Annotated in this window: 21 protein-coding genes; 13 read left to right on the top strand and 8 right to left on the bottom strand. The window is 71.9% G+C overall.

All coding sequences use genetic code 11. From position 1 onward, the window contains the following. The first annotated feature begins 26 nt into the window (after positions 1–26). Complete coding sequence (locus DMA15_RS23160; protein ID WP_125514667.1) at positions 27–1,232, top strand: mannosyltransferase family protein; 1,206 nt, start codon at positions 27–29, stop codon at positions 1,230–1,232. Between the two features lie 27 nt (positions 1,233–1,259). Here the strand turns inward: DMA15_RS23160 and DMA15_RS23155 are convergent, their stop codons facing one another. Beyond that, a complete protein-coding gene (locus tag DMA15_RS23155; protein WP_125514666.1) occupies positions 1,260–1,895 on the bottom strand; it encodes a PH domain-containing protein in 636 nt (211 codons plus the stop codon). Positions 1,896–1,995: 100 nt separating this feature from the next. Here DMA15_RS23155 and deoC point away from each other — a divergent pair, with 100 nt between their 5' ends. From deoC to DMA15_RS23140, 3 genes are read left to right on the top strand one after another with little or no spacing between them, the layout of a single operon-like run. Then, positions 1,996–2,934 (top strand): deoxyribose-phosphate aldolase, encoded by a 939-nt coding sequence (gene deoC, locus DMA15_RS23150; protein WP_125514665.1) that lies wholly within the window; start codon positions 1,996–1,998, stop codon positions 2,932–2,934. 4 nt (positions 2,935–2,938) lie between these two features. Next, positions 2,939–4,375, top strand: a complete 1,437-nt coding sequence (locus DMA15_RS23145) for an aldehyde dehydrogenase family protein (protein ID WP_125514664.1) — start codon at positions 2,939–2,941, stop codon at positions 4,373–4,375. Further along, positions 4,368–5,252: an aldehyde dehydrogenase family protein gene (locus DMA15_RS23140; protein WP_125514663.1), complete on the top strand. Its 885-nt coding sequence runs from the start codon at positions 4,368–4,370 to the stop codon at positions 5,250–5,252. The genes DMA15_RS23145 and DMA15_RS23140 overlap by 8 nt, the downstream gene beginning before the upstream one ends. Positions 5,253–5,346: 94 nt before the next feature. On the opposite strand, the gene DMA15_RS23135 is transcribed toward DMA15_RS23140, so the two are convergent. Then, positions 5,347–5,733, bottom strand: coding sequence for a hypothetical protein (locus tag DMA15_RS23135; RefSeq protein ID WP_125514662.1), 387 nt, complete (start codon positions 5,731–5,733; stop codon positions 5,347–5,349). Positions 5,734–5,888: 155 nt separating this feature from the next. Between DMA15_RS23135 and DMA15_RS23130 the strand changes: the two genes are divergently transcribed. Continuing rightward, entirely contained in the window at positions 5,889–6,527 is a 639-nt protein-coding gene (locus DMA15_RS23130; protein WP_125514661.1) for an ATP-binding protein, read from the top strand. Between the two features lie 139 nt (positions 6,528–6,666). Here the strand turns inward: DMA15_RS23130 and DMA15_RS23125 are convergent, their stop codons facing one another. Beyond that, positions 6,667–7,392 (bottom strand): SigE family RNA polymerase sigma factor, encoded by a 726-nt coding sequence (locus DMA15_RS23125; protein ID WP_125514660.1) that lies wholly within the window; start codon positions 7,390–7,392, stop codon positions 6,667–6,669. 213 nt (positions 7,393–7,605) lie between these two features. On the opposite strand from DMA15_RS23125, the gene afsQ1 reads away from it, so the two are divergent. The 5 genes from afsQ1 (at position 7,606) to DMA15_RS23100 (ending at position 11,404) form a co-directional block, all read left to right on the top strand. Further along, the gene (gene afsQ1 / locus DMA15_RS23120; RefSeq protein ID WP_030779097.1) at positions 7,606–8,283 is read left to right on the top strand and encodes a two-component system response regulator AfsQ1; all 678 of its coding nucleotides are present in this window, start codon (positions 7,606–7,608) and stop codon (positions 8,281–8,283) included. Further along, on the top strand, positions 8,280–9,842 hold the full coding sequence (locus DMA15_RS23115) for a HAMP domain-containing sensor histidine kinase (RefSeq protein ID WP_125514659.1): 1,563 nt from the start codon (positions 8,280–8,282) through the stop codon (positions 9,840–9,842). Before afsQ1 ends, DMA15_RS23115 begins: the two co-directional genes overlap by 4 nt. Next, positions 9,839–10,450: a hypothetical protein gene (locus DMA15_RS23110; RefSeq protein WP_125514658.1), complete on the top strand. Its 612-nt coding sequence runs from the start codon at positions 9,839–9,841 to the stop codon at positions 10,448–10,450. The genes DMA15_RS23115 and DMA15_RS23110 overlap by 4 nt, the downstream gene beginning before the upstream one ends. Positions 10,451–10,564: 114 nt before the next feature. After that, a complete protein-coding gene (locus tag DMA15_RS23105) occupies positions 10,565–11,113 on the top strand; it encodes a VanZ family protein (protein ID WP_125514657.1) in 549 nt (182 codons plus the stop codon). 87 nt (positions 11,114–11,200) lie between these two features. Continuing rightward, the gene (locus DMA15_RS23100) at positions 11,201–11,404 is read left to right on the top strand and encodes a PspC domain-containing protein (protein ID WP_125514656.1); all 204 of its coding nucleotides are present in this window, start codon (positions 11,201–11,203) and stop codon (positions 11,402–11,404) included. Positions 11,405–11,478: 74 nt separating this feature from the next. On the opposite strand, the gene DMA15_RS23095 is transcribed toward DMA15_RS23100, so the two are convergent. Together DMA15_RS23095 and DMA15_RS23090 are read right to left on the bottom strand one after the other, a co-directional pair. Then, the gene (locus DMA15_RS23095; protein WP_125514655.1) at positions 11,479–11,877 is read right to left on the bottom strand and encodes an ATP-binding protein; all 399 of its coding nucleotides are present in this window, start codon (positions 11,875–11,877) and stop codon (positions 11,479–11,481) included. Positions 11,878–12,027: 150 nt separating this feature from the next. Continuing rightward, on the bottom strand, positions 12,028–13,197 hold the full coding sequence (locus DMA15_RS23090) for an adenosine deaminase (RefSeq protein ID WP_125514654.1): 1,170 nt from the start codon (positions 13,195–13,197) through the stop codon (positions 12,028–12,030). A 102-nt stretch (positions 13,198–13,299) separates the two neighbouring features. Between DMA15_RS23090 and DMA15_RS23085 the strand changes: the two genes are divergently transcribed. Beyond that, the gene (locus tag DMA15_RS23085) at positions 13,300–14,064 is read left to right on the top strand and encodes an alpha/beta fold hydrolase (RefSeq protein ID WP_125514653.1); all 765 of its coding nucleotides are present in this window, start codon (positions 13,300–13,302) and stop codon (positions 14,062–14,064) included. A 48-nt stretch (positions 14,065–14,112) separates the two neighbouring features. Here the strand turns inward: DMA15_RS23085 and DMA15_RS23080 are convergent, their stop codons facing one another. Next, a complete protein-coding gene (locus DMA15_RS23080) occupies positions 14,113–15,087 on the bottom strand; it encodes a LysR family transcriptional regulator (protein WP_125514652.1) in 975 nt (324 codons plus the stop codon). Positions 15,088–15,149: 62 nt separating this feature from the next. Here DMA15_RS23080 and DMA15_RS23075 point away from each other — a divergent pair, with 62 nt between their 5' ends. Both DMA15_RS23075 and DMA15_RS23070 read left to right on the top strand, forming a co-directional pair. Then, positions 15,150–16,436 carry an MFS transporter gene (locus DMA15_RS23075; protein WP_125514651.1) on the top strand — a complete coding sequence of 429 codons (1,287 nt, stop codon included), beginning with the start codon at positions 15,150–15,152 and terminating at the stop codon, positions 16,434–16,436. A gap of 113 nt (positions 16,437–16,549) precedes the next feature. Beyond that, positions 16,550–17,533, top strand: coding sequence for a sigma-70 family RNA polymerase sigma factor (locus DMA15_RS23070; RefSeq protein WP_125514650.1), 984 nt, complete (start codon positions 16,550–16,552; stop codon positions 17,531–17,533). On the opposite strand, the gene DMA15_RS23065 is transcribed toward DMA15_RS23070, so the two are convergent. Together DMA15_RS23065 and DMA15_RS23060 are read right to left on the bottom strand one after the other, a co-directional pair. Beyond that, positions 17,444–17,815, bottom strand: a complete 372-nt coding sequence (locus tag DMA15_RS23065) for an STAS domain-containing protein (protein ID WP_240659900.1) — start codon at positions 17,813–17,815, stop codon at positions 17,444–17,446. The two genes, DMA15_RS23070 and DMA15_RS23065, sit on opposite strands and share 90 nt — an antisense overlap. A 58-nt stretch (positions 17,816–17,873) precedes the next feature. Continuing rightward, positions 17,874–19,778, bottom strand: coding sequence for a DUF4157 domain-containing protein (locus DMA15_RS23060; protein ID WP_240659899.1), 1,905 nt, complete (start codon positions 19,776–19,778; stop codon positions 17,874–17,876). Positions 19,779–19,791: the final 13 nt, after the last annotated feature.

Raw genomic sequence — 19,791 nt, 5'->3', positions numbered from 1 at the left:
CCACGTACGTTCCGGGAGCCGCCGCAGTGCCGTACGGACCACTTCCCTCGACCGCCGCCCCGTCCAGGGTCCCGGCGTCCCGGCGCCCCCTCGGCGCGGCCCGGCCCGCCCCCGGCCTGCGCCACCGCGCGGCCCGCGCCCTGCGCCACGCCTCCCCCGCCCTGTTCGCATACGCGGCCGTACGCACGCTCGGCCTGCTGGTCTTCGTCCCCTGGGCGCACAGCGAGCGGCGCGGCGTGCGGCATCTGCTGATGGCGTCCTGGGACTGCGACTGGTACCTGCGGATCGCCTCGCAGGGGTACGCGCACTCGCTGGGCACCGCGTACGACGCGAACAATCTGGCGTTCTTCCCGCTCTACCCACTGCTCGTGCGGGCGGGTGACGCCCTCGTACCCGCCCTGCCGCGCGGCGCGGTGGGCCTCGGCGTCTCGCTGCTCTGCTCGTTCCTCGCGGCGTGGGGGATCTTCGCGGTGGGCGACCGGCTGTACGGGCGCCGGACCGGGGTCGTCCTCGCGGTCCTGTGGGGCAGCCTGCCCGTGGCGCTCGTGCAGTGGATGGGCTACACCGAGTCGCTCTTCACGGCGCTCACCGCGTGGTCGCTCTACGCGGTGCTGAGCGGCCGCTGGCTGTGGGCGGGCTCGCTGGCCGCGCTGGCGGGGCTCACCCGGCCCACCGGGGTGGCGCTGGCGGCGGCGGTCTCCCTGAGCGCGCTCCTCGCGCTGCGGCGCGGCTTCTCGCCGCGCCCGCTCCTGGGCGCCCTCCTGGCCCCCGCGGGCTGGCTGGCGTACGTCGCCTGGGTGGGGCTGCGCCTGGGCCGCTGGGACGGCTATTTCGCCGTACAGAAGCTGTGGCGCAACAAGTGGGACGGCGGTGTCGAGACGGTCCGTCGCATGCAGGCGCTGCTCATGACCGAGCGGCCCGCGCTGTTCTACGCGATGGTGACGGCTGTCCTGCTGGGCTCGGTCGTCCTCTACGTGCTCTCGGTGGCCGACCGCCAGCCGCTCCCCCTGCTGGTCTTCACCGGGCTTCTCCTGCTGATCGTGCTCGGCAGCAGTGGCGTCTACTTCCCCCGGGCCCGCTTCCTGCTGCCCGGCTTCCCGCTGCTGCTGCCGCTCGCCGTGGCCCTGGCGCGCGCGAGGACGCCGGTGAGGGTGACGCTGCTGACGGCGGCGGCGCTCGGCTCGGCCGCGTTCGGCGGCCACATGCTGCTGGGGTGGCACGGCCCGCCGTGAGCCGGGCCGTGCTCAGGTCAGGTCAGGTCAGGTCACCGCGAGCAGAACAGCGAGCAGTACGGCCCCCGCGGCGCAGGGCGCGAGGATCTCGTAGGCCCAGCGCACCACGGGCTCGCCCTGGGCGGACTCGGCGTCGGCGTGCTGCTCGGCGAGGCCGCGGAGTTCGTCCATGGACTGGTCGCCGGTGGAGCGCGGGGGCGGGGCGTGGGGGTCGAGGAAGGGGCGGCCGCCGGTCGGGTCCCCGGAGGCGGCGGCCTGCGACTGCCTGCGCGCCGCCTTCTTGCGGCCGCGCAGGGAGACGGGGATGGCCCAGAGCTGGAACTTGGCGCCGGTGTGGGTGAGGACCTCGTTGGAGTAGCCGGAGCGGAGGGTCGCGATGGACGCCCACGGCAGGGTGATGGTCCGGAAGGGGTTGCGCACGCGCAGCCGGTCGCCGTTGGCGTAGACGGCGGGCCGCACGGTGAAGGCGACGACCAGCGGCACCGCGAGGAGCAGCCCGGCGAGCGCGAGCCACGGGGTGCGGCCCTCGCCGCGGATGACGGCGTCGATGCCGAGCCAGGCGCCCAGGGCGAGCAGCAGGACGCCACCGGCGATACCGGCGGGGGACCGGAAGGTGCGGTCCTTGTATGCGGGCTCCGCCACGGGGTTCTGGGGGTCGCTCATACCGTGATTCTGCCTGACGCCTCTCCCGGGGCCGCTCGCCCCCGGGGCAACCCCACCCCTGTACAGCAGCTACGCGCGTAGATATGCTCCCCTCGTGACCATGTCCACTGCATTCGCTGACGTGACCGCGTCCGACAGCACGCTCCGCCGCTTCCTCCACGGACTGCCCGGCGTCGACGCGGTCGGCCTGGAGGCGCGTGCCGCCTCGCTCGGTACCCGTTCGATCAAGACCACGGCGAAGGCGTACGCCATCGACCTGGCCATCTCGATGATCGACCTGACGACGCTGGAAGGCGCCGACACCCCGGGCAAGGTCCGGGCGCTCGGCGCGAAGGCCGTCAACCCCGACCCGACGGACCGCGAGACGCCGCGCACAGCCGCCGTCTGCGTCTATCCGGACATGGTCGCCACCGCCAAGGAGGCCGTCGCGGGCAGCGGCGTGAAGGTCGCCTCCGTCGCGACCGCCTTCCCCGCGGGCCGCGCCGCGATCGAGGTGAAGCTCGGCGACGTGCGCGAGGCCGTGGCCGCCGGGGCCGACGAGATCGACATGGTCATCGACCGCGGAGCCTTCCTCTCCGGTGACTACATGACGGTGTACGAGCAGATCCGCGCCGTGAAGGAGGCCTGCGGCACCGCCCGCCTGAAGGTCATCTTCGAGACGGGCGAGCTGTCCACGTACGACAACATCAAGCGCGCCAGCTGGATCGGCATGATCGCGGGCGCCGACTTCATCAAGACCTCGACCGGCAAGGTCGGCGTCAACGCCACCCCGCCCAACACCCTCCTGATGCTGGAGGCCGTCCGCGACTTCCGCGCGCAGACCGGGGTGCAGATCGGCGTGAAGCCCGCGGGCGGCATCCGCTCGACCAAGGACGCGGTGAAGTTCCTCGTCCTGGTGAACGAGACCGCGGGCCCCGACTGGCTGGACAACCACTGGTTCCGCTTCGGTGCCTCGTCGCTCCTCAACGACCTGCTGATGCAGCGCCAGAAGCTGGCCACCGGCCGCTACTCCGGCCCCGACTACGTGACGGTGGACTGATCCGATGACTTCCCCCTTCGAGTACGCACCGGCGCCCGAGTCCCGCTCCGTCGTCGACATCGCGCCGAGCTACGGCCTGTTCATCGACGGCGAGTTCACCGAGGCCGCCGACGGCAAGGTCTTCAAGACGGTCTCCCCGTCCACCGAAGAGGTCCTCTCCGAGGTCGCGCAGGCCTCCTCCGAGGACGTCGACCGCGCGGTGAAGGCCGCCCGCAGGGCCTTCGAGAAGTGGTCGGCGCTGCCGGGCGCCGAGCGCGCCAAGTACCTCTTCCGCATCGCCCGGATCATCCAGGAGCGCAGCCGCGAGCTGGCCGTCCTGGAGACGCTGGACAACGGCAAGCCGATCAAGGAGACCCGCGACGCGGACCTCCCGCTGGTCGCCGCGCACTTCTTCTACTACGCGGGCTGGGCCGACAAGCTCGACCACGCCGGGTACGGCCCGAACCCCGCCCCGCTCGGTGTCGCGGGCCAGGTCATCCCCTGGAACTTCCCGCTCCTGATGCTGGCCTGGAAGATCGCCCCGGCGCTCGCGACGGGCAACACGGTCGTCCTGAAGCCCGCCGAGACCACCCCGCTGTCCGCCCTCTTCTTCGCGGACATCTGCCGCCAGGCGGGCCTGCCCAAGGGCGTCGTCAACATCCTTCCCGGATACGGCGACGCGGGCGCGGCCCTCACCGCCCACCCGGACGTGAACAAGGTCGCCTTCACCGGCTCCACGGCCGTCGGCAAGGCCATCGCCCGCCAGGTGGCGGGCACGGACAAGAAGGTCACGCTCGAACTGGGCGGCAAGGGCGCCAACATCGTCTTCGACGACGCCCCCATCGACCAGGCCGTCGAGGGCATCGTCACCGGCATCTTCTTCAACCAGGGCCAGGTCTGCTGCGCCGGGTCGCGCCTCCTCGTACAGGAGTCGATCCAGGACGAGCTGCTCGACTCGCTCAAGCGGCGCCTGTCCACCCTGCGCCTGGGCGACCCGCTCGACAAGAACACCGACATCGGCGCCATCAACTCCGCCGAGCAGCTGGCCCGCATCACCGCGCTCGCCGAGACCGGCGAGGCCGAGGGTGCCGAGCGCTGGTCGCCCGCGTGCGAACTGCCCACGTCCGGGTACTGGTTCGCGCCGACCCTCTTCACGAACGTCACACAGGCGCACACCATCGCCCGCGACGAGATTTTCGGCCCGGTTCTGTCCGTGCTCAGCTTCCGTACGCCGGACGAGGCCGTCGCCAAGGCCAACAACACGCAGTACGGCCTCTCCGCCGGCATCTGGACGGAGAAGGGCTCGCGCATCCTCGCGGTCGCGAACAAGCTCCGGGCGGGCGTCGTCTGGGCCAACACATTCAACAAGTTCGATCCGACCTCGCCGTTCGGCGGCTACAAGGAGTCGGGCTTCGGCCGCGAGGGCGGCCGCCACGGCCTGGAGGCGTACCTCGATGTCTGAGCGACTCACTGTCTTCAAGACCTACAAGCTGTACGTCGGCGGGAAGTTCCCGCGTTCCGAGAGCGGCCGGGTGTACGAAGTGACCGACGCAAAGGGCAGGTGGCTGGCGAACGCCCCCCTCTCGTCCCGCAAGGACGCGCGTGACGCGGTCGTGGCGGCGCGCAAGGCGTTCGGCGGCTGGTCGGGCGCGACCGCGTACAACCGCGGCCAGGTCCTCTACCGCATCGCCGAGATGCTGGAGGGCCGCCGCGAGCAGTTCACGCGCGAGGTCGCGGACGCGGAGGGCCTTTCGAAGTCCAAGGCCGCCGCCGTGGTGGACGCGGCGATCGACCGCTGGGTCTGGTACGCGGGCTGGACCGACAAGATCGCCCAGATCGTGGGCGGCGCGAACCCCGTCGCGGGCCCCTACCTCAACCTCTCGACGCCGGAGCCGACGGGTGTGGTCGCCGTCGTCGCGCCCCAGGAGTCGTCGTTCCTCGGTCTGGTCTCCGTGCTCGCCCCCGTGATCGCGACGGGCAACACGGCAGTCGTGATCGCCTCCGAGAAGGCCCCGCTCCCGGCGCTCTCGCTGGGCGAGGTCCTCGCGACCTCGGACGTGCCCGGCGGTGTGGTCAACATCCTCACCGGCAAGGCCGCCGAGATCGCGGCCCCGCTCGCCGCGCACCAGGACGTCAACGCGATCGACCTCACGGGTGCCGGCGCGGACCTCGCCCGCGACCTGGAGATCGCGGCCGCGGACAACCTCAAGCGCGTCCTGCGTCCACAGCCTGTGGACTGGAGCGCCGACCCCGGCACGCACCGCCTGACGGCCTTCCTGGAGACCAAGACGGTCTGGCACCCCACGGGCTCCCTCGGCGCCTCCGGCTCGGCCTACTAGCCGACGGCCCCACCGCCCGTCTCCCCGCCGAAGCCCCGGCCTCCTCCGTCCAGGAGACCGGGGCTTCGCCCTGTCCGTCGCCGCCGGACAGGCCCTAGCCCGGCAGCAGTTTCGTCACGGGGCCCACGAGCGGCAGGTCGTCCAGGGAGCCGCCCCGGGCGAGCGGGCCGGTCGCCACGGCGGTGGTGACCGGCTTGAAGTCCGCCACCTGGGTGCCGAGCGCGTTGTTGAGCGGGTCCACGCTGGTGTTGGCGAGAGGGTCGAGCTGCAGGTTCTTGGCCGGGGCGAGCGCGCTGTGCGCCGCGGCCGTGAGCGCGCTGACCGCCGCGGCGCCGTCGACATCGCCGAGCGGCGTGGCCACCGCCGCCGCGCTCGCGCTCCCCGCTCCGAGCGCCGCGCCCGCCGCGGTGAGCACGAGACCGGCGCGCAGCAGCGCGCGGGAGCCCGGACGGGGTGACCTGGGTGCCGCGTGTCCTGTCATGAGTACCGCCCCATATCGGTGATAAGTGATATCGGTGTGCCGTGGTGCGCTTTGTGTAATCGAGCGAGCACGTAGCGTAGTTGACGTGTGACGTGGTCGCCAAAGCCGACCCGCGGGGGGCCGTCCCGCGCCGCGATGCCGCACACTGTTCTCTCGTGAGCTCGCATCCCCCGATACCCACCCGCGTCGTGCTGCTCTGCGGCCCCTCAGGCTCGGGCAAGTCCTCCTTCGCCGCCCGCTCCGGGCTGCCCGTGCTGTGCCTCGACGACTTCTACAAGGAAGCCGGCGACCCCACGTTGCCGCAGGTGCCCGGCAGTTCGGACATCGACTGGGACTCCCCGGCGTCCTGGGACGCGGAGGTGGCGGTCGCCGCGATCGAGGAGCTGTGCCGCACGGGGCGTACGAGCGTCCCGGTGTACGACATCGCGCGCAGCGCCCGTGTCGGGCAGGAGGCCCTCGACATCGAGCGGGCGCCCGTGTTCATCGCGGAGGGGATCTTCGCGGCGGACATCGTGGACCGGTGCCGGGAGATCGGCGTGCTCGCCGACGCGATCTGTCTTCGGGGGCGGCCCTCCACCACGTTCCGGCGGCGGCTCGTCCGGGACCTCCGGGAGGGGCGCAAGTCCGTGCCGTTCCTCCTTCGGAGGGGGTGGCGGCTCATGCGCGCGGAGCGTGCGATCGTGGCGCGGCAGGCCGCGCTCGGGGCGTATCCCTGCGGGGGCGAGGAGGCGTTGGGGCGGGTTGCCTCCGCGCTGACCTCGTACCGGACAAGCAGCCCGTTTGCCCCGCGCTGAGCCCGTACCGGACAAACAGAAGGACCGGAAAGGCCCCCCCGGCCCTCCGGTCCCGCTGCTTTTCCCCCGTGCTCTCCCCCGTGTTTCCCCCGTGCTTCCGCCGCGTCCCCCCGGAGCGGCGGTCCCTCCCCCCGATCCTTCAGGCCACCAACTCGCCGAAGGACTCCTCCTGGTCGCGGCCAAAGCTGAGGACCTCGTCCTCGCGCAGCCGGCGCAGTGAGCGCCAGATGCTGGACTTGACCGTGCCCACACTGATGTCGAGGATGTCCGCGATCTCCGGGTCGGTGCGGCCCTCGTAGTAGCGAAGGACCAGCATCGTGCGCTGGAGTTCGGGCAGCCGGGCCAGGGCCTGCCACAGGACCGCGCGCAGCTCCGTGCCGCGCATGGCGTCCGTGTCGCCCACCGTCTCCGGCAGTTCCTCGGTCGGGTACTCGTTCAGCTTGCGGCGGCGCCACGCGCTGATGTGCAGGTTCGTCATGGTGCGGCGGAGATAGCCCCCGACCGCGGCCTTGTCGCTGATCCTGTCCCAGGCGCGGTACGTCGAGAAGAGGGCGCTCTGGAGCAGGTCCTCGGCCTCGAAGCGGTCGCCGGTCAGGTGGTAGGCCGTCGCGTACAGAGAGGCGCGGCGCTCCTGGACGTAGGCGGTGAACTCCGCCTCCGACAAGGTCTTCCGCTCCCCCGAGCCCTCCCCGTACGCGTTTCCCCCGTGCGGCGCGTCAACCACCGTCATGTACGTGGTGTGCTGACGCCCGGCGCCGCGAGCGCACCCCCGCCCGCTCACGGCGCCGGACTTCTCAGATCCCCGCCCGACGTCGTGGAGACGCGTGACAACTGCGCTTGAGCTGGTGCTGTGCAGCGTATTCATCTCGCGCCCCCCATCGGTGGAGTCCGGCTTTCCCCGTCTTGCTTCCGTGCTTCTTGCGTGTGACCAGAACTCTGCCGGACCCACTTCATGACGGTGTCCGCCGACTGTCACAGGCCTGTCACAGGGCTTCGGCACCCCTTCCGCGCGTGAGGGTGCGGTGTGGGAGCGCTCCAGCAGTCGAAGTGCGGCCGGGCATGGGACAGAATGACCTCCGTGCCTTCCCTGTTGCTGATCGAGGACGACGACGCCATCCGGACGGCCCTGGAGCTTTCGCTGACGCGCCAGGGGCATCGGGTGGCCACTGCTGCCACCGGCGAGGACGGCCTGAAACTGCTCGGTGAGCAGCGGCCCGACCTGATCGTGCTGGACGTGATGCTGCCGGGCATCGACGGGTTCGAGGTGTGCCGTCGCATCCGGCGCACCGACCAGCTGCCCATCATCTTGCTGACCGCGCGCAGCGACGACATCGACGTGGTGGTGGGCCTGGAGTCCGGCGCCGACGACTATGTCGTCAAACCCGTGCAGGGGCGGGTCCTCGACGCCCGGATCCGGGCCGTGCTGCGGCGCGGTGAGCGGGAGGCCAATGACGCGGCGACGTTCGGTTCGCTCGTCATCGACCGGGCCGCGATGACCGTGACGAAGAACGGCGAGGACCTCCAGCTCACACCCACCGAGCTGCGGTTGCTCCTGGAGCTGAGCCGCAGGCCCGGACAGGCCCTGTCGCGCCAGCAGTTGCTGCGGCTCGTGTGGGAGCACGACTACCTCGGTGACTCGCGGCTCGTGGACGCGTGCGTGCAGCGGCTGCGCGCCAAGGTCGAGGACGTGCCCTCGTCGCCCACGCTGATCCGCACGGTGCGCGGGGTCGGATACCGGCTGGACACGCCTCAGTGACCAAACCGCAGGACAAGCTCCGCGGCCTGCCCGCGGCGCGCAAGGCCCTCCTGGCGGGGTTGCGCTTCACGAGTCTGCGCCTGAGGCTCGTCGTGGTCTTCGGCCTCGTGGCGCTCACCGCCGCCGTCTCCGCGTCCGGCATCGCGTACTGGCTCAACCGCGAGGCGGTGCTGACGCGCGCCCAGGACGCGGCGCTCAAGGACTTCCGCCAGCAGATGCAGACCCGCGCGGGCGCGCTGCGCGCCGACGCGACGCAGGAGGAACTGCAGGCGGCGGCCGGGCAGATGGCCAACAGCAGCCAGGGCTACAGCGTGCTCCTGGTCGCCGAGAAGAAAGGCGGCGGGCGGATAGTCGGTTACTCCGACCTGGACGCGTTCACGCTCGCCAAGGTGCCGGGGTCGCTGCAGAAGGCCGTGCTCAAGAAGCAGGAGCTGACCTCGGGCAATGACAGCCCGTACCACCTGTACTGGCAGCGGACCGTGGACCACGGCACCCCGTATCTGGTCGGCGGCGCCACGGTGATCGGCGGGGGCCCGACCGGTTACATGCTCAAGTCCCTGGAGCCCGAGGCCAAGGACCTCAGCTCGCTCGGCTGGTCCCTGGCGATCGCCACGGCCCTGGCGCTGATCGGCTCCGCGCTGCTCGCGCAGGCCGCCGCCACGACCGTACTCAAACCCGTGCACCGCCTCGGGGTCGCCGCCCGCAGGCTCGGCGAGGGCAAGCTCGACACCCGGCTCCGCGTGTCCGGCACCGATGAACTCGCCGATCTCTCCCGGACGTTCAACAGGACCGCCGAGAACCTGGAGAAGAAGGTCGCCGACATGAGCGCCCGTGACGAGGCGTCCCGGCGGTTCGTCGCCGACATGTCGCACGAGCTGCGTACGCCGTTGACGGCGATCACCGCGGTGACCGAGGTCCTGGAGGAGGAGCTGGACGCGGAGACCGGTTCCGTCGATCCGATGATCGAACCGGCCGTGCGGCTCGTGGTGAGCGAGACGCGCCGCCTGGGCGATCTCGTGGAGAACCTCATGGAGGTCACCCGCTTCGACGCGGGCACCGCGCGCCTCGTCCTCGACGACGTCGACATCGCCGACCAGATCACCGCGTGCATCGACGCGCGCGCCTGGCTGGACGCGGTCGAGCTGGACGCCGAGCGCGGCATCACCGCCCGGCTCGACCCGCGCCGCCTCGACGTCATCCTGGCCAACCTCATCGGCAACGCCCTCAAGCACGGCGGCTCCCCGGTGGAGGTGTCGGTGCGCCTTGAGGACGCGAAGCTCGTCATCTCCGTACGCGACCACGGCCCCGGTATCCCTGAGGACGTCCTGCCGCACGTCTTCGACCGCTTCTACAAGGCCAGCGCGTCCCGGCCCCGCTCCGAGGGCAGTGGCCTCGGCCTCTCCATCGCCCTGGAGAACGCGCACATCCACGGGGGCGACATCTCCGCGGCCAACTGCCCGGACGGCGGCGCCGTCTTCACGCTGTGGCTGCCGTGCGAGAGCGAGAGCGAGGTCGGCTGCCAGGCCACCGAGGTCCCTGCCGAGGGAGGCCAGGCATGAACGGGCGACGGATCCGGGCCGCGGCGGCCACCGCGGTGCTCGCCGCCGCGCTCGCGGGGTGCGGCATCAGGTCGACGGAGGTGCCCACCGACTTCGGGCCCGCCCCCTCGCGGGTGCCGTGCGTGATGTCGGGCTCCAGCATCGCCTCGCAGTCGGGCAGCGGGGTTCCCGTGGAGGTCTTCCTGGTCTGCGCGGCCCAGCTGGTGAGCGTCGACAGGACCGTGCGGGTGCGGGAGAACAGGGCCGACGAGGCCGTCACCGACCGGGTGCGGATCGCCCAGTCCCTCCTCGACGAGCTGGCGGCGCCCCCCTCGGAGCCCGAGAAGCAGGCGGGCCTCGCCACGGACGTACGCGCCGGGGCCCGGGTGTCCGGGCCCGCCGAGGGCGACCCCGAGGACGCGCTGCGCTTCAGTACGCCGCCAGAGGACCTGTCCGCGTTCGCGCTCGCGCAGATCGTCTGCACGCTGGCCGACAGCGCCGCCGCGGCCGAGGACCACACGGTGATCATGGGCGGCCCCGCGGACGATCCGCTGCGGCGGTACGCCTGCACGCCCGAGGTCCGCTCCCGGCCCGGCACGGTGGCGCTACCCACCGAGGCCGTGAAGTAGCGGGTGTCACCGGTGGGGCTGCCGGTGTTCTCGTCGGCGTAGCCGGTGTTACCGGCGGAGTAACCGGCGGCGGGACGCGGAACCGATCCTGCCGCCTCTGGCGTCTTGGGGGGCGTGCGTCAAGGCTCGGGCGGCCGTACTGCCGCCATCCGCTTCCGTGCGGCGGGGGGATTCCTCCTCGTCGCACACCTCCTGCTCGTCGGGTGGATCACGCTGCGTCCGCTGGACGTCCCCTGGGTGAGCGCCGCCAATCTGCGGCCGCTCGCCGGGATCAAGGCGGATCTGGCGCTCGGCGGCCTCCAGGCGGCCCGCCGGATCGGTGAGGGCCTGCTGCTGCTCGCCCCGCTCGGCGTGCTGCTCCCCCTGGCCGGCGGACGGCTCGTCGTCTCGCCGTGGGGTTCGCTCGTACGCACGGTCGCCGCGGGGGCGCTGCTCTCGCTCGGCATCGAACTGCTCCAGACCGGGGTGCCCGGCCAGGTCGTCGACATCGACTCGCTGTTCCTGAACACCCTCGGGGTGGCCCTCGCGCATCTCGCGGTGGTGCCCGCGGCGCGGGCCAGGCTCCGCCGCCTCAAGGGCCCGGAGCGTGTCACGGCCCTGCTGCGGGAGGAGTCCTCTCAGGGGTCGACCCCGACGATTCCCAGGGTCGGGATCGCACCGTAGGGGGACGTTCCGGGTGATGGGGTACCCGTAGCTTTGAAGCATCGAGGCATACCCGCCTCGTCCCGACGGTTCGTGAAGGAGCCCGACATGACCGCCCTGACCCGCCCCACCCACGGCCGGATGATCGGCGGAGTGTGTGCCTCCCTGGCCAAGCGCTTCGGCACCTCCGCCACCACGATGCGCGTGATCTTCGTGGCGTCCTGCCTGCTTCCCGGCCCGCAGTTCCTGCTCTACATCGCCCTGTGGTTCCTGCTGCCGTCCGAGGACAAGGCCACCCGTCAGGCCTGGTGACGCCGCCCACCGGACGACGCGACGGGGCGCCCCTCCTGGTGGAGGGGCGCCCCATTCGGCGTACGCGAGAAGGGTCAGCCGAGCGGCAGGCCGTTGACGCCGGTGCCGCCGAGGGGCAGGCCGCCGAGCAGACCGGAGACCGGCGAGGCGGGGGCGGCCGGGGCGGCGGAGGCGGCGCCCGCGCCCTTGGTGGTGGCCTGGGGCGGCAGGGCGGAGGAGACCACCTTGTCGACGGAGGGCTGAAGGGCGGTGAGGCCACCGGCGACGGCGGTCTGCGCGGCGGCGAGCGACTGGGGGGCGCCGGCGGGGAGCGTCTTGGCGGCCTCACCCAGGGGGAGGACGGAGCTGACCGGGCCCAGGGCCGAGGTCACGTCGGGAAGACCGGCGGCGGCGTTCGCGGCGCCGGCGCCCGCGGCGGCGAAGGCGGCACCGAGAGCGGCGACACCGAGGGTCTTGGCAGCAGACTGCTTCATCTTGAATGCGTCCTTGCGAATTCGATGACGGGGATCTGCGCGGTTCAACGAGCGTAAACACCCCGGATCACGGGCAGCGGGCAGCGAAAAGCGGCCGGGTGACGCACAACCCGGCCGCCGATGTGCCGCGCAAGGACGCGACAGGGCCCGCTAGCCGCCGACAGACGCGCTGGTCGAGACGGTCTGGCGGAACAGCCATTCGGACTTCAGCTCGGCATAACCGGGCTTGATCACGTCACTGATCATGGCGAGTCGTTCATCGAAAGGAATGAACGCTGATTTCATCGCATTGACTGTGAACCACTGCATGTCGTCGAGCGTGTACCCGAAAGTGCCGACCAGGTGCTCGAATTCGCGGCTCATGCTGGTGCCCGACATCAGACGGTTGTCGGTGTTCACCGTGGCGCGGAAATGCAGCTTGCGCAGCAGGCCGATGGGGTGCTCGGCGTAGGAGGTGGCGGCGCCCGTCTGGAGGTTGGAGCTGGGGCACATCTCCAGCGGGATGCGCTTGTCCCGTACGTACGAGGCGAGGCGGCCGAGCTTGACGGTGCCGTCCTCGGCGATCTCGATGTCGTCGATGATGCGCACGCCGTGGCCGAGGCGGTCGGCGCCGCACCACTGGAGGGCCTGCCAGATCGAGGGCAGACCGAAGGCCTCGCCCGCGTGGATCGTGAAGTGGTTGTTCTCGCGCTTGAGGAACTCGAAGGCGTCGAGGTGGCGGGTGGGAGGGAAGCCCGCCTCCGCGCCCGCGATGTCGAAGCCGACGACGCCCAGGTCGCGGTAGCGGTTGGCCAGCTCGGCGATCTCCAGGGCGCGGGCCGCGTGACGCATGGCGGTGAGCAGCGCGCCCACGCGGATGCGGTGGCCGCTCGCCTTCGCGCGGCGCTCGCCCTCGCGGAAGCCCTCGTTGACCGCCTCGACGACCTCTTCGAGGGTGAGGCCGTTCTCCAGGTGCTGCTCGGGGGCGTAGCGGATCTCGGCGTAGACCACGCCGTCCTCGGCGAGGTCCTCGGCGCACTCGGCGGCCACGCGCTTGAGGGCTTCCTTCGTCTGCATCACCGCGCAGGTGTGGGCGAAGGTCTCCAGATAGCGCTCCAGAGAACCGGAGTCGGCCGCCTCGCGGAACCAGATCCCGAGCTTGTCGGGGTCGGTCTCGGGCAGTCCCTCGTAGCCGCAGTCGCGGGCGAGGTCGACGATCGTGCCGGGGCGCAGGCCGCCGTCGAGGTGGTCGTGGAGGAGCACCTTGGGGGCGCGGCGGATCTGGTCGGCGCTGGGCGTCTCACGGTCCGTGTGACCGGTCGCGTGTGTCTGGCTCGTCATTTCGGCACTCTAGCGCCTACGCGCGTAGAACTCACTGGTCGATACGGAACGGTGACCCTGCGGACGGGTGGCGTACACCATGGCTTCTGACACTGTTCTGTCATGGCACAGCAAGGGACGGCGGGGCCCGCGGGCCCACCCAGGCTCGGGCGAGTGATCAAAGCGGCCCCTTCGGCGGTGAGCGGCGTGGCCCTCCTGCTGCCCGGCGGCGCCGAGACGTCCACGCGCAGACCCTTGCCGCTGGCGGCCGGGGCCGTGCGCGCGCTGGGGCGCAGACTGGCCCGGGACGGGCGCGCCGAGGGCCTCGCCACGCATGTCGTGCACTACCGCTGCCGGGGCTGGAACGGCGCGCAGGCCCACCTCGCCGAGGACACGGCATGGGCGGCGGACGAGGTCGTACGCCTCTACGGCGACGTCCCTGTCTGTCTGGTCGGAGTGGACATGGGCGGCCGGGCGGCGCTGCGCGCGGGCGGGCACCCGGCGGTCAGCTCCGTGCTCGCCATCGCCCCTTGGCTCCCCGAGGACGATGTGGCGGCGCCCCCCGAGCCGGTGAAGCAGCTCGCGGGGCGGCGGGTCCTGATCGTGCACGGCACGAACGACGAGCGGACCGATCCCGAGCTGTCGTTCCGGCTGGCGGAGCGGGCGAAGAAGACGAACCGCGATGTGTGCCGGTTCGAGGTGCACTCCGACGGGCACCGGCTCCAGCAGCACCAGGACGAAGTCCTCGCGCTGGCCTCGGACTTCGTGCGGGGGACGCTCTTCGGCACGGATTTCGCGCGGCCGTTGGAGGACGCGTTGGCCGCGCCGCCGCCCTTGGGGTTGCGGATGCCGCTTGCCTCGGGGTTCGGGCGGTCTCTTCGGCGGTGAGCCCCGTGCTTGGGGCGCGGTTGATCACCGGCTTCGCCGAGTTCGTCCTCAATCGCCGGACGGGCTACCCCCTTCTGGCAGCAGTTTTCCCTTTCTGCTCAGCAGGAACTCCTTGAACGCCGCCACCGGAGGTGTGTCCGGGTGGCCGCCGAGCCAGGCCACGCCGATCTCCCGTACCGCCCGCTGGCCCGTCACCGTCAGTTCCACCACTCCTGGGCGCGGCACGGCCGGTGGGGGCAGGAGGGCCACCCCCAGGCCCGCCGCGACCAGGCCGCGCAGGGTCTCCGCCTCTTCGCCCTCGAAGGCCACGCGGGGCTTGAAGCCCGCCTCCTTGCAGAGGTCGTCGGTGATGCGGCGCAGGCCGTAGCCGGGCTCCAGGGTCACGAAGGCCTCGTCGGCGGCCTCGGCGAGGCGGACGCGTTTGCGGATGGCGAGGCGGTGGTCGTCGGGGACGACCAGGCGCAGGCGCTGTTCGTCGAGGCGGCGGGCGACCAGGTCGGGGGCGTCCGGCACGGGTGAGGTGAGGCAGAGGTCCAGCTCGCCCGCGCGCAGGCGCTCCAGCATCGCCTCGCCGTAGTTCTGTACGAGGCTGAAGCGCACCCGGGGGTGGTCGGCGCGGAAGGCGCGGATCAGCCCGGGCACGGTCTCGGAGCCCATGGTGTGCAGGAAGCCGAAGGCGACCTTGCCGGAGGCCGGGTCGGCGTCGGCGCGCACCGACTCGGCGGCGCGCTCCACCTCGCCGAGCGCCCGTTCGACCGAGGTGAGGAAGGTGCGGCCGGACGGGGTGAGCGAGACGGTGCGGCCCCGGCGGGCGAACAGGTCGACGCCGAGGTCCTGTTCGAGGCGTACGAGCGCGCGGGAGAGCGTCGACTGGGGGATCTGCATCTCCTGCGCGGCGCGCGTGACGTGCTCGGTGCGGGCGACTCCCGCGAAGTACGCGAGGCGTGGCGCGAGCAGCGTCACGATGTCCTCCACGTCACTGTTGTGTGACAGGCGCGGCTGTGACCTCTGCTGATGCTGCATGGGAACGATTATGGGGTTTCCATGCATTGGACGCATCAAAAATGGGGTCGTACGTTCGTGGCATGCCTCCTGCCAGTAGCGGGGCGTCCGCCACCCACGCGGCCGCCCTCACTCCGTCGTCCCCTGCCGCCGATTCCCGTCTGACACCGGGCGGTCCCGGCTACCGCCGGATGAGCTTCGCGCTCTTCCTCGCGGGCGTCGCCACCTTCGCCCTCCTCTACTCCACGCAGGCCCTGCTGCCCCTGCTCTCCGCCGACTTCGGCGCGAGCGCGAGCACGGCGAGCTGGACGGTCTCGGCGGCCACGGGCGCACTGGCTCTCTTCGTCCTTCCGCTGAGCGCGCTCAGCGAGCGCTTCGGGCGGCGCGCGATGATGACGGCGTCGCTGAGCGTCGCGGTGGCGGTCGGGCTCCTGGTGCCCTTCGCCCCGTCGGTCGAGGTGCTCATCGGGCTGCGGGCCGTGCAGGGCGCGGCCCTCGCCGGGCTCCCGGCCTCCGCGATGGCGTTCCTCGCCGAGGAGGTGCGGCCCAAGGCGCTGGTCGGGGCGATCGGCATGTTCGTGGCGGGCAACTCCATCGGTGGCATGAGCGGGCGCATCGTCACGGGCTGGGTCGCGCAGGCGTGGGGCTGGCGTGCGGCGCTGGCGGTCGTCGGCGTCGTCGCGGTGCTGTGCGCGGTCGCCTTCCGCGCGCTGCTGCCCGCGCCCCGGCACTTCACGCGGGGCTCGCTGAACCCCAAGTCCCTCGCGCGGACGGTGCGTACGCATCTGTCGAACCCGCTGCTGTGCAGGCTGTACGCGATCGGCGCGCTGTTCATGACCGTCTTCGGCGCGGTCTACACGGTGATCGGATACCGGCTCACCGAGGCGCCGTTCTCGCTCCCCCAGGGCGTCATCGGCTCGATCTTCCTCGTCTACCTCGTCGGTACGGTCTCCTCCGCGGCGGCCGGGAAGCTCGTGGCGCGGCTCGGGCGGCGCGGGGCGCTGTATCTGGCGGTGGGCACGACGGCGGGCGGGCTGCTGCTGTCCCTCTCGGCCTCGCTGGTCCTGGTGCTGCTGGGGCTCGTGCTGATCACCGCGGGGTTCTTCGCGGGGCACGCGGTCGCGTCCTCGTCGGTGAGCCGTACGGCCACCACCGGGCGGGCGCAGGCGTCGGCGCTCTACCAGTCCGCGTACTACCTGGGATCCAGCGCGGGCGGCACGCTCGGTGCCGTCGCCTTCCACGCGGGCGGCTGGGGCGGGACCGTGGCGCTCGGGCTGCTCGCGGTGGCCGGCGTCGTCTCGGTGACGGTGTGGGGCTCGCACGTGGCGCGGCTGGAGCGGCGCCGGGGGCTCGTGGCCCGCTCCTGCTGATTTCACCTGCGGGTTTTCCCACTCCGGGGGCCGTTGTCAGTGGGCTGCGGTAGCTTCCGATGTGTCGGGCCTCACTGGCGGGCCCTTCTCGGAAGCCGCAGGGGTGGGTGGGGATGAGCGACAGCGCAGGGACGACGACCGATCTGGACGTCACGCTGGAGAAGCACCGGGTCGAGCTGACCGGGTACTGCTATCGGATGCTGGGTTCGGCCTTCGAGGCCGAGGACGCCGTGCAGGACACGATGGTGCGGGCCTGGCGCAGCTTCGAGAAGTTCGAGGGCCGCTCCAGCGTCCGCTCGTGGCTGTACAGAATCGCGACCAACGTCTGCCTGGACATGTTGAACGCGGGCAACCGCCGCGCCCGCCCCATGGACCTGACCGCCGCCGCCCCGCTGGCGCAGGCGGCGCTCACCCCGCGCCCGGACAACACCTGGCTGGAGCCGATGCCCGACGCCCGTGTGCTGCCGACGCCCGGTGACCCGGCGGAGGCCGCCGTCGCCAAGGAGTCGGTGCGCCTCGCCTTCGTCGCCGCCCTCCAGAGCCTGCCGCCCAAGCAGCGGGCTGTGCTGATCCTGCGCGAGGTCCTCGCCTGGAAGGCCAGCGAGGTCGCCGAGCTGATCGACACCTCGGTCGCCTCGGTGAACAGCGCGCTCCAGCGGGCCCGCGCCACCCTCGCCGAGCGGCCGGAGGACGACACGGCCGTCTCCGATCCGCTGGACGAGGAGCAGCAGAAGCTCCTGGAGCGCTATGTCGCCGCCTTCGAGGGGTACGACATGGCGGCGCTGACCGCGCTGCTCGCCGAGGACGCCGTCATGACGATGCCGCCGTTCGACCTGTGGCTGCGGGGCACCGCGGACATCACGGGCTTCATGTCCACGATGGGCGCGGCCTGTGCCAACGGCCGCCTGCTGCCGGTGAACGTGAACGGCACGCCGGGCTTCGCCCAGTACAAGCCGGATCCGGAGAACGGCGGCTTCATGCCGTGGTCCATCCAGGTCATCGAGATCTCAGAGGGGCGCATCGCCGGCTTCCACTGCTTCCTGGACACCGAGCGGTGGTTCCCGCTGTTCGGGGTGCCCCTCCATCTCGACGACTAGGCCGAGCAGTTCGACGAGCCCGACGAGGCCGAGCAGTGCCAGCAGGGCGGGGGCGGGATTCCTCAGGCGGATCCGGCCGCCGGCTCTGCGGGCGGCCAGGTGCAGGCGGGCGATGGCGTCGACGGTCGTGAGGTCGGCGGTGGTGACGGCGGCGACATCGCAGATGATGTCGCCGCCGCCGGGCCCGTGCCGGGCGGCCGCGACCCGCGCGCACAGGGGCGGGACGTCGCCCGCGCGCAGGGGGCCCTCGATACGGATGAGGTTCGCTTCGGAATCTGCCACGCAGGGTTGACCGTCCCGGCGGGCGGAACTCATCGGTTCGGGGGGCGGGCTGTGCCGTTCAGGAGGCGGGCTGCTGCGGCCGCGGCTTGCGCACGCGCAGGGTCAGGGGGTTCACGAAGTCTCCCCGCCCGTTGTTGTACTGCTGCTCGTGGAAGGTCTGGCCCGCCCCCGACCCGTACATGCGGAAGAACCACTTGCTGTTCCACTCGTTCTTCGCGTCCGAGAGCCGCTTGAACTCCTCCCCGGCCTTCTGGGCGCTTCCCGACAGCTCGCGCAGCAGCTTGTTCAGCCGGTCCATCTCGAAGGCGGAGGTGGGCGGGGTCTTGCCGCCGGGCCGGAGCAGCGGGATGGCGGTCTGCTTCTTGAACTCCTCCACGAGCTTGGGGAGCAGTTCCTTCAGCGCGTCACCGGAGTTCGCGGTCCGCGTGTAGTTCTCCAGGGTGACGCGGTCCTGGCCGTCGGCGCTCATCGCGGCCACGCCCGCGAAGTGGAACCCCCAGATGTCCTGGGGCCTGGCTTCGGGGGTGGCGGAGTCGGCGTAGTCGAGCTTGTCGCTCTGCCCCAGCGAGACGGTCGTATAGCCCTCGCCGACCACGGGGGCGGCCGCCTTGTTCACCCCGCGCTCCCTTGCTGCCTCGTCCATCTCGGCGGGGTGTTCGCGCAGGGCGCCGCCGTACCTCTGAGGAGTCGGCCCCTGGTCCGCGCCGACCTGGTCGGCGAGGTCATGGGCCACGGAGTCGACCGTGCTGTCCTGCCAGGGCATGGGCTCCCGCCCCTCCAGGACGACCTCCGTCTGCTTCCCGCCGCCCATCAGCTCCCTGGCCACGTCGATGCACTCGTGCTTCATCAGGTTCGCGAAGCCCGAGGCGGCGTTCTGGGGGGTCTCCACGGTGACCGGCTGTACGCGTTCGAGGACGACCGAGTTGTTCGGGCTCTCCGGGTTCTGCACGGTGATCTTCTGGCCGCGCGCCTCAAGCCGGTAGGTGCTGTTGACGTCCTGGAGGCTGGTGTTGCTCGCGGCGAGGACCTCCCGGGTCGCGTAGAACTCCTTCGGTTCGCGCTCGGTGTCGTGCACGGCCAGGGTGCCGTCGCCCGCGACCCTCACCGGCAGACCCAGGGGCGCGTCGAGCTGCACTCCCTCTTCCTCGGACACGTCCTGTTGGAAGGGGTCGTGGGCGCGGGCGCCGACATGGTCCACCGAGTGCTTGGAGAGCCGCCCGGCGTCCGGGACCAGGACGCCCTGCGGTGACTGCGACTCGAAGAAGGGCTCATCGCTCTGCTCGCTGGCGAGGCTCTTGACGGTTCCGGAGGCGTACCGCTGGATGCTCGCGCCGGCGGTCCGCGGGGCCGCTGCCCGTTCGGCGGGGGCGGGACCGGGGTCTGCCGCCATGACACGGCGGGCGTTGGCCTCGGCCTCCCGCTCGAAGCGGTCGCCGGGGTCGGACACCTTCAGACCGTCGCCGTTGTCGGTGCCCGCGACCGGTCCCTGCCGCTGCTGGATGACGTGCGTCAGCTCATGGGCGAGGGTGTGCCGGTCGGCGCCGCCGTCGCCGATGACGACATGGCTGCCGGAGGTGTAGGCGCGGGCGCCGACCTCGGCGGCGGAGGCCCTGGCGGCGGCGTCGTCGTGGACGCGTACGTCGGAGAAGTCGGCGCCGAGTCTGCTCTCCATGTCACCGCGGGTGGCGTCGTCCAGGGGCTTGCCCGCGCCGCGCAGCACGTCATGGACGGCGGACCGCTGCACCTGCGGCTCCTCACCGCTGTGCCCGCAACCGGCGCCGTGCTGGTGCGGCTCGCCCGCCCAGGGGTGCCCGGACTGGCGCAGCATCTGCACGACGGCCGCGTTCCCGGCACCGCGCTGCAGCCCGAGGATCCCGGCACCCGGTACCGCGCCCTCGCCCCTGCGCGCAGGCCCGCGCCCCTTGTCGGCTGTGGCCGTACGGCTGTGTTCTCGCTGCTGCAAGGTGACCTCTCCC

Source organism: Streptomyces sp. WAC 01529, assembly GCF_003945545.1.
GTDB classification, from domain to species: Bacteria; Actinomycetota; Actinomycetes; order Streptomycetales; family Streptomycetaceae; genus Streptomyces; species Streptomyces anatolicus.
This window is presented reverse-complemented; position numbering and strand designations above follow the sequence as displayed.

Bases quoted from the DNA above. Each gene is read 5' to 3' on its own strand.
- DMA15_RS23125 (WP_125514660.1), bottom strand. From the start codon at position 7,392: ATGAATACGCTGCACAGCACCAGCTCAAGCGCAGTTGTCACGCGTCTC.
- DMA15_RS23095 (WP_125514655.1), bottom strand. From the start codon at position 11,877: ATGAAGCAGTCTGCTGCCAAGACCCTCGGTGTCGCCGCTCTCGGTGCC.
- DMA15_RS23135 (WP_125514662.1), bottom strand. From the start codon at position 5,733: ATGACAGGACACGCGGCACCCAGGTCACCCCGTCCGGGCTCCCGCGCG.
- DMA15_RS23100 (WP_125514656.1), top strand. From the start codon at position 11,201: ATGACCGCCCTGACCCGCCCCACCCACGGCCGGATGATCGGCGGAGTG.
- deoC (WP_125514665.1), top strand. From the start codon at position 1,996: ATGTCCACTGCATTCGCTGACGTGACCGCGTCCGACAGCACGCTCCGC.
- DMA15_RS23080 (WP_125514652.1), bottom strand. From the start codon at position 15,087: ATGCAGCATCAGCAGAGGTCACAGCCGCGCCTGTCACACAACAGTGAC.
- DMA15_RS23085 (WP_125514653.1), top strand. From the start codon at position 13,300: ATGGCACAGCAAGGGACGGCGGGGCCCGCGGGCCCACCCAGGCTCGGG.
- DMA15_RS23110 (WP_125514658.1), top strand. From the start codon at position 9,839: ATGAACGGGCGACGGATCCGGGCCGCGGCGGCCACCGCGGTGCTCGCC.
- DMA15_RS23070 (WP_125514650.1), top strand. From the start codon at position 16,550: ATGAGCGACAGCGCAGGGACGACGACCGATCTGGACGTCACGCTGGAG.
- DMA15_RS23090 (WP_125514654.1), bottom strand. From the start codon at position 13,197: ATGACGAGCCAGACACACGCGACCGGTCACACGGACCGTGAGACGCCC.
- DMA15_RS23140 (WP_125514663.1), top strand. From the start codon at position 4,368: ATGTCTGAGCGACTCACTGTCTTCAAGACCTACAAGCTGTACGTCGGC.
- DMA15_RS23075 (WP_125514651.1), top strand. From the start codon at position 15,150: ATGCCTCCTGCCAGTAGCGGGGCGTCCGCCACCCACGCGGCCGCCCTC.
- DMA15_RS23155 (WP_125514666.1), bottom strand. From the start codon at position 1,895: ATGAGCGACCCCCAGAACCCCGTGGCGGAGCCCGCATACAAGGACCGC.
- DMA15_RS23145 (WP_125514664.1), top strand. From the start codon at position 2,939: ATGACTTCCCCCTTCGAGTACGCACCGGCGCCCGAGTCCCGCTCCGTC.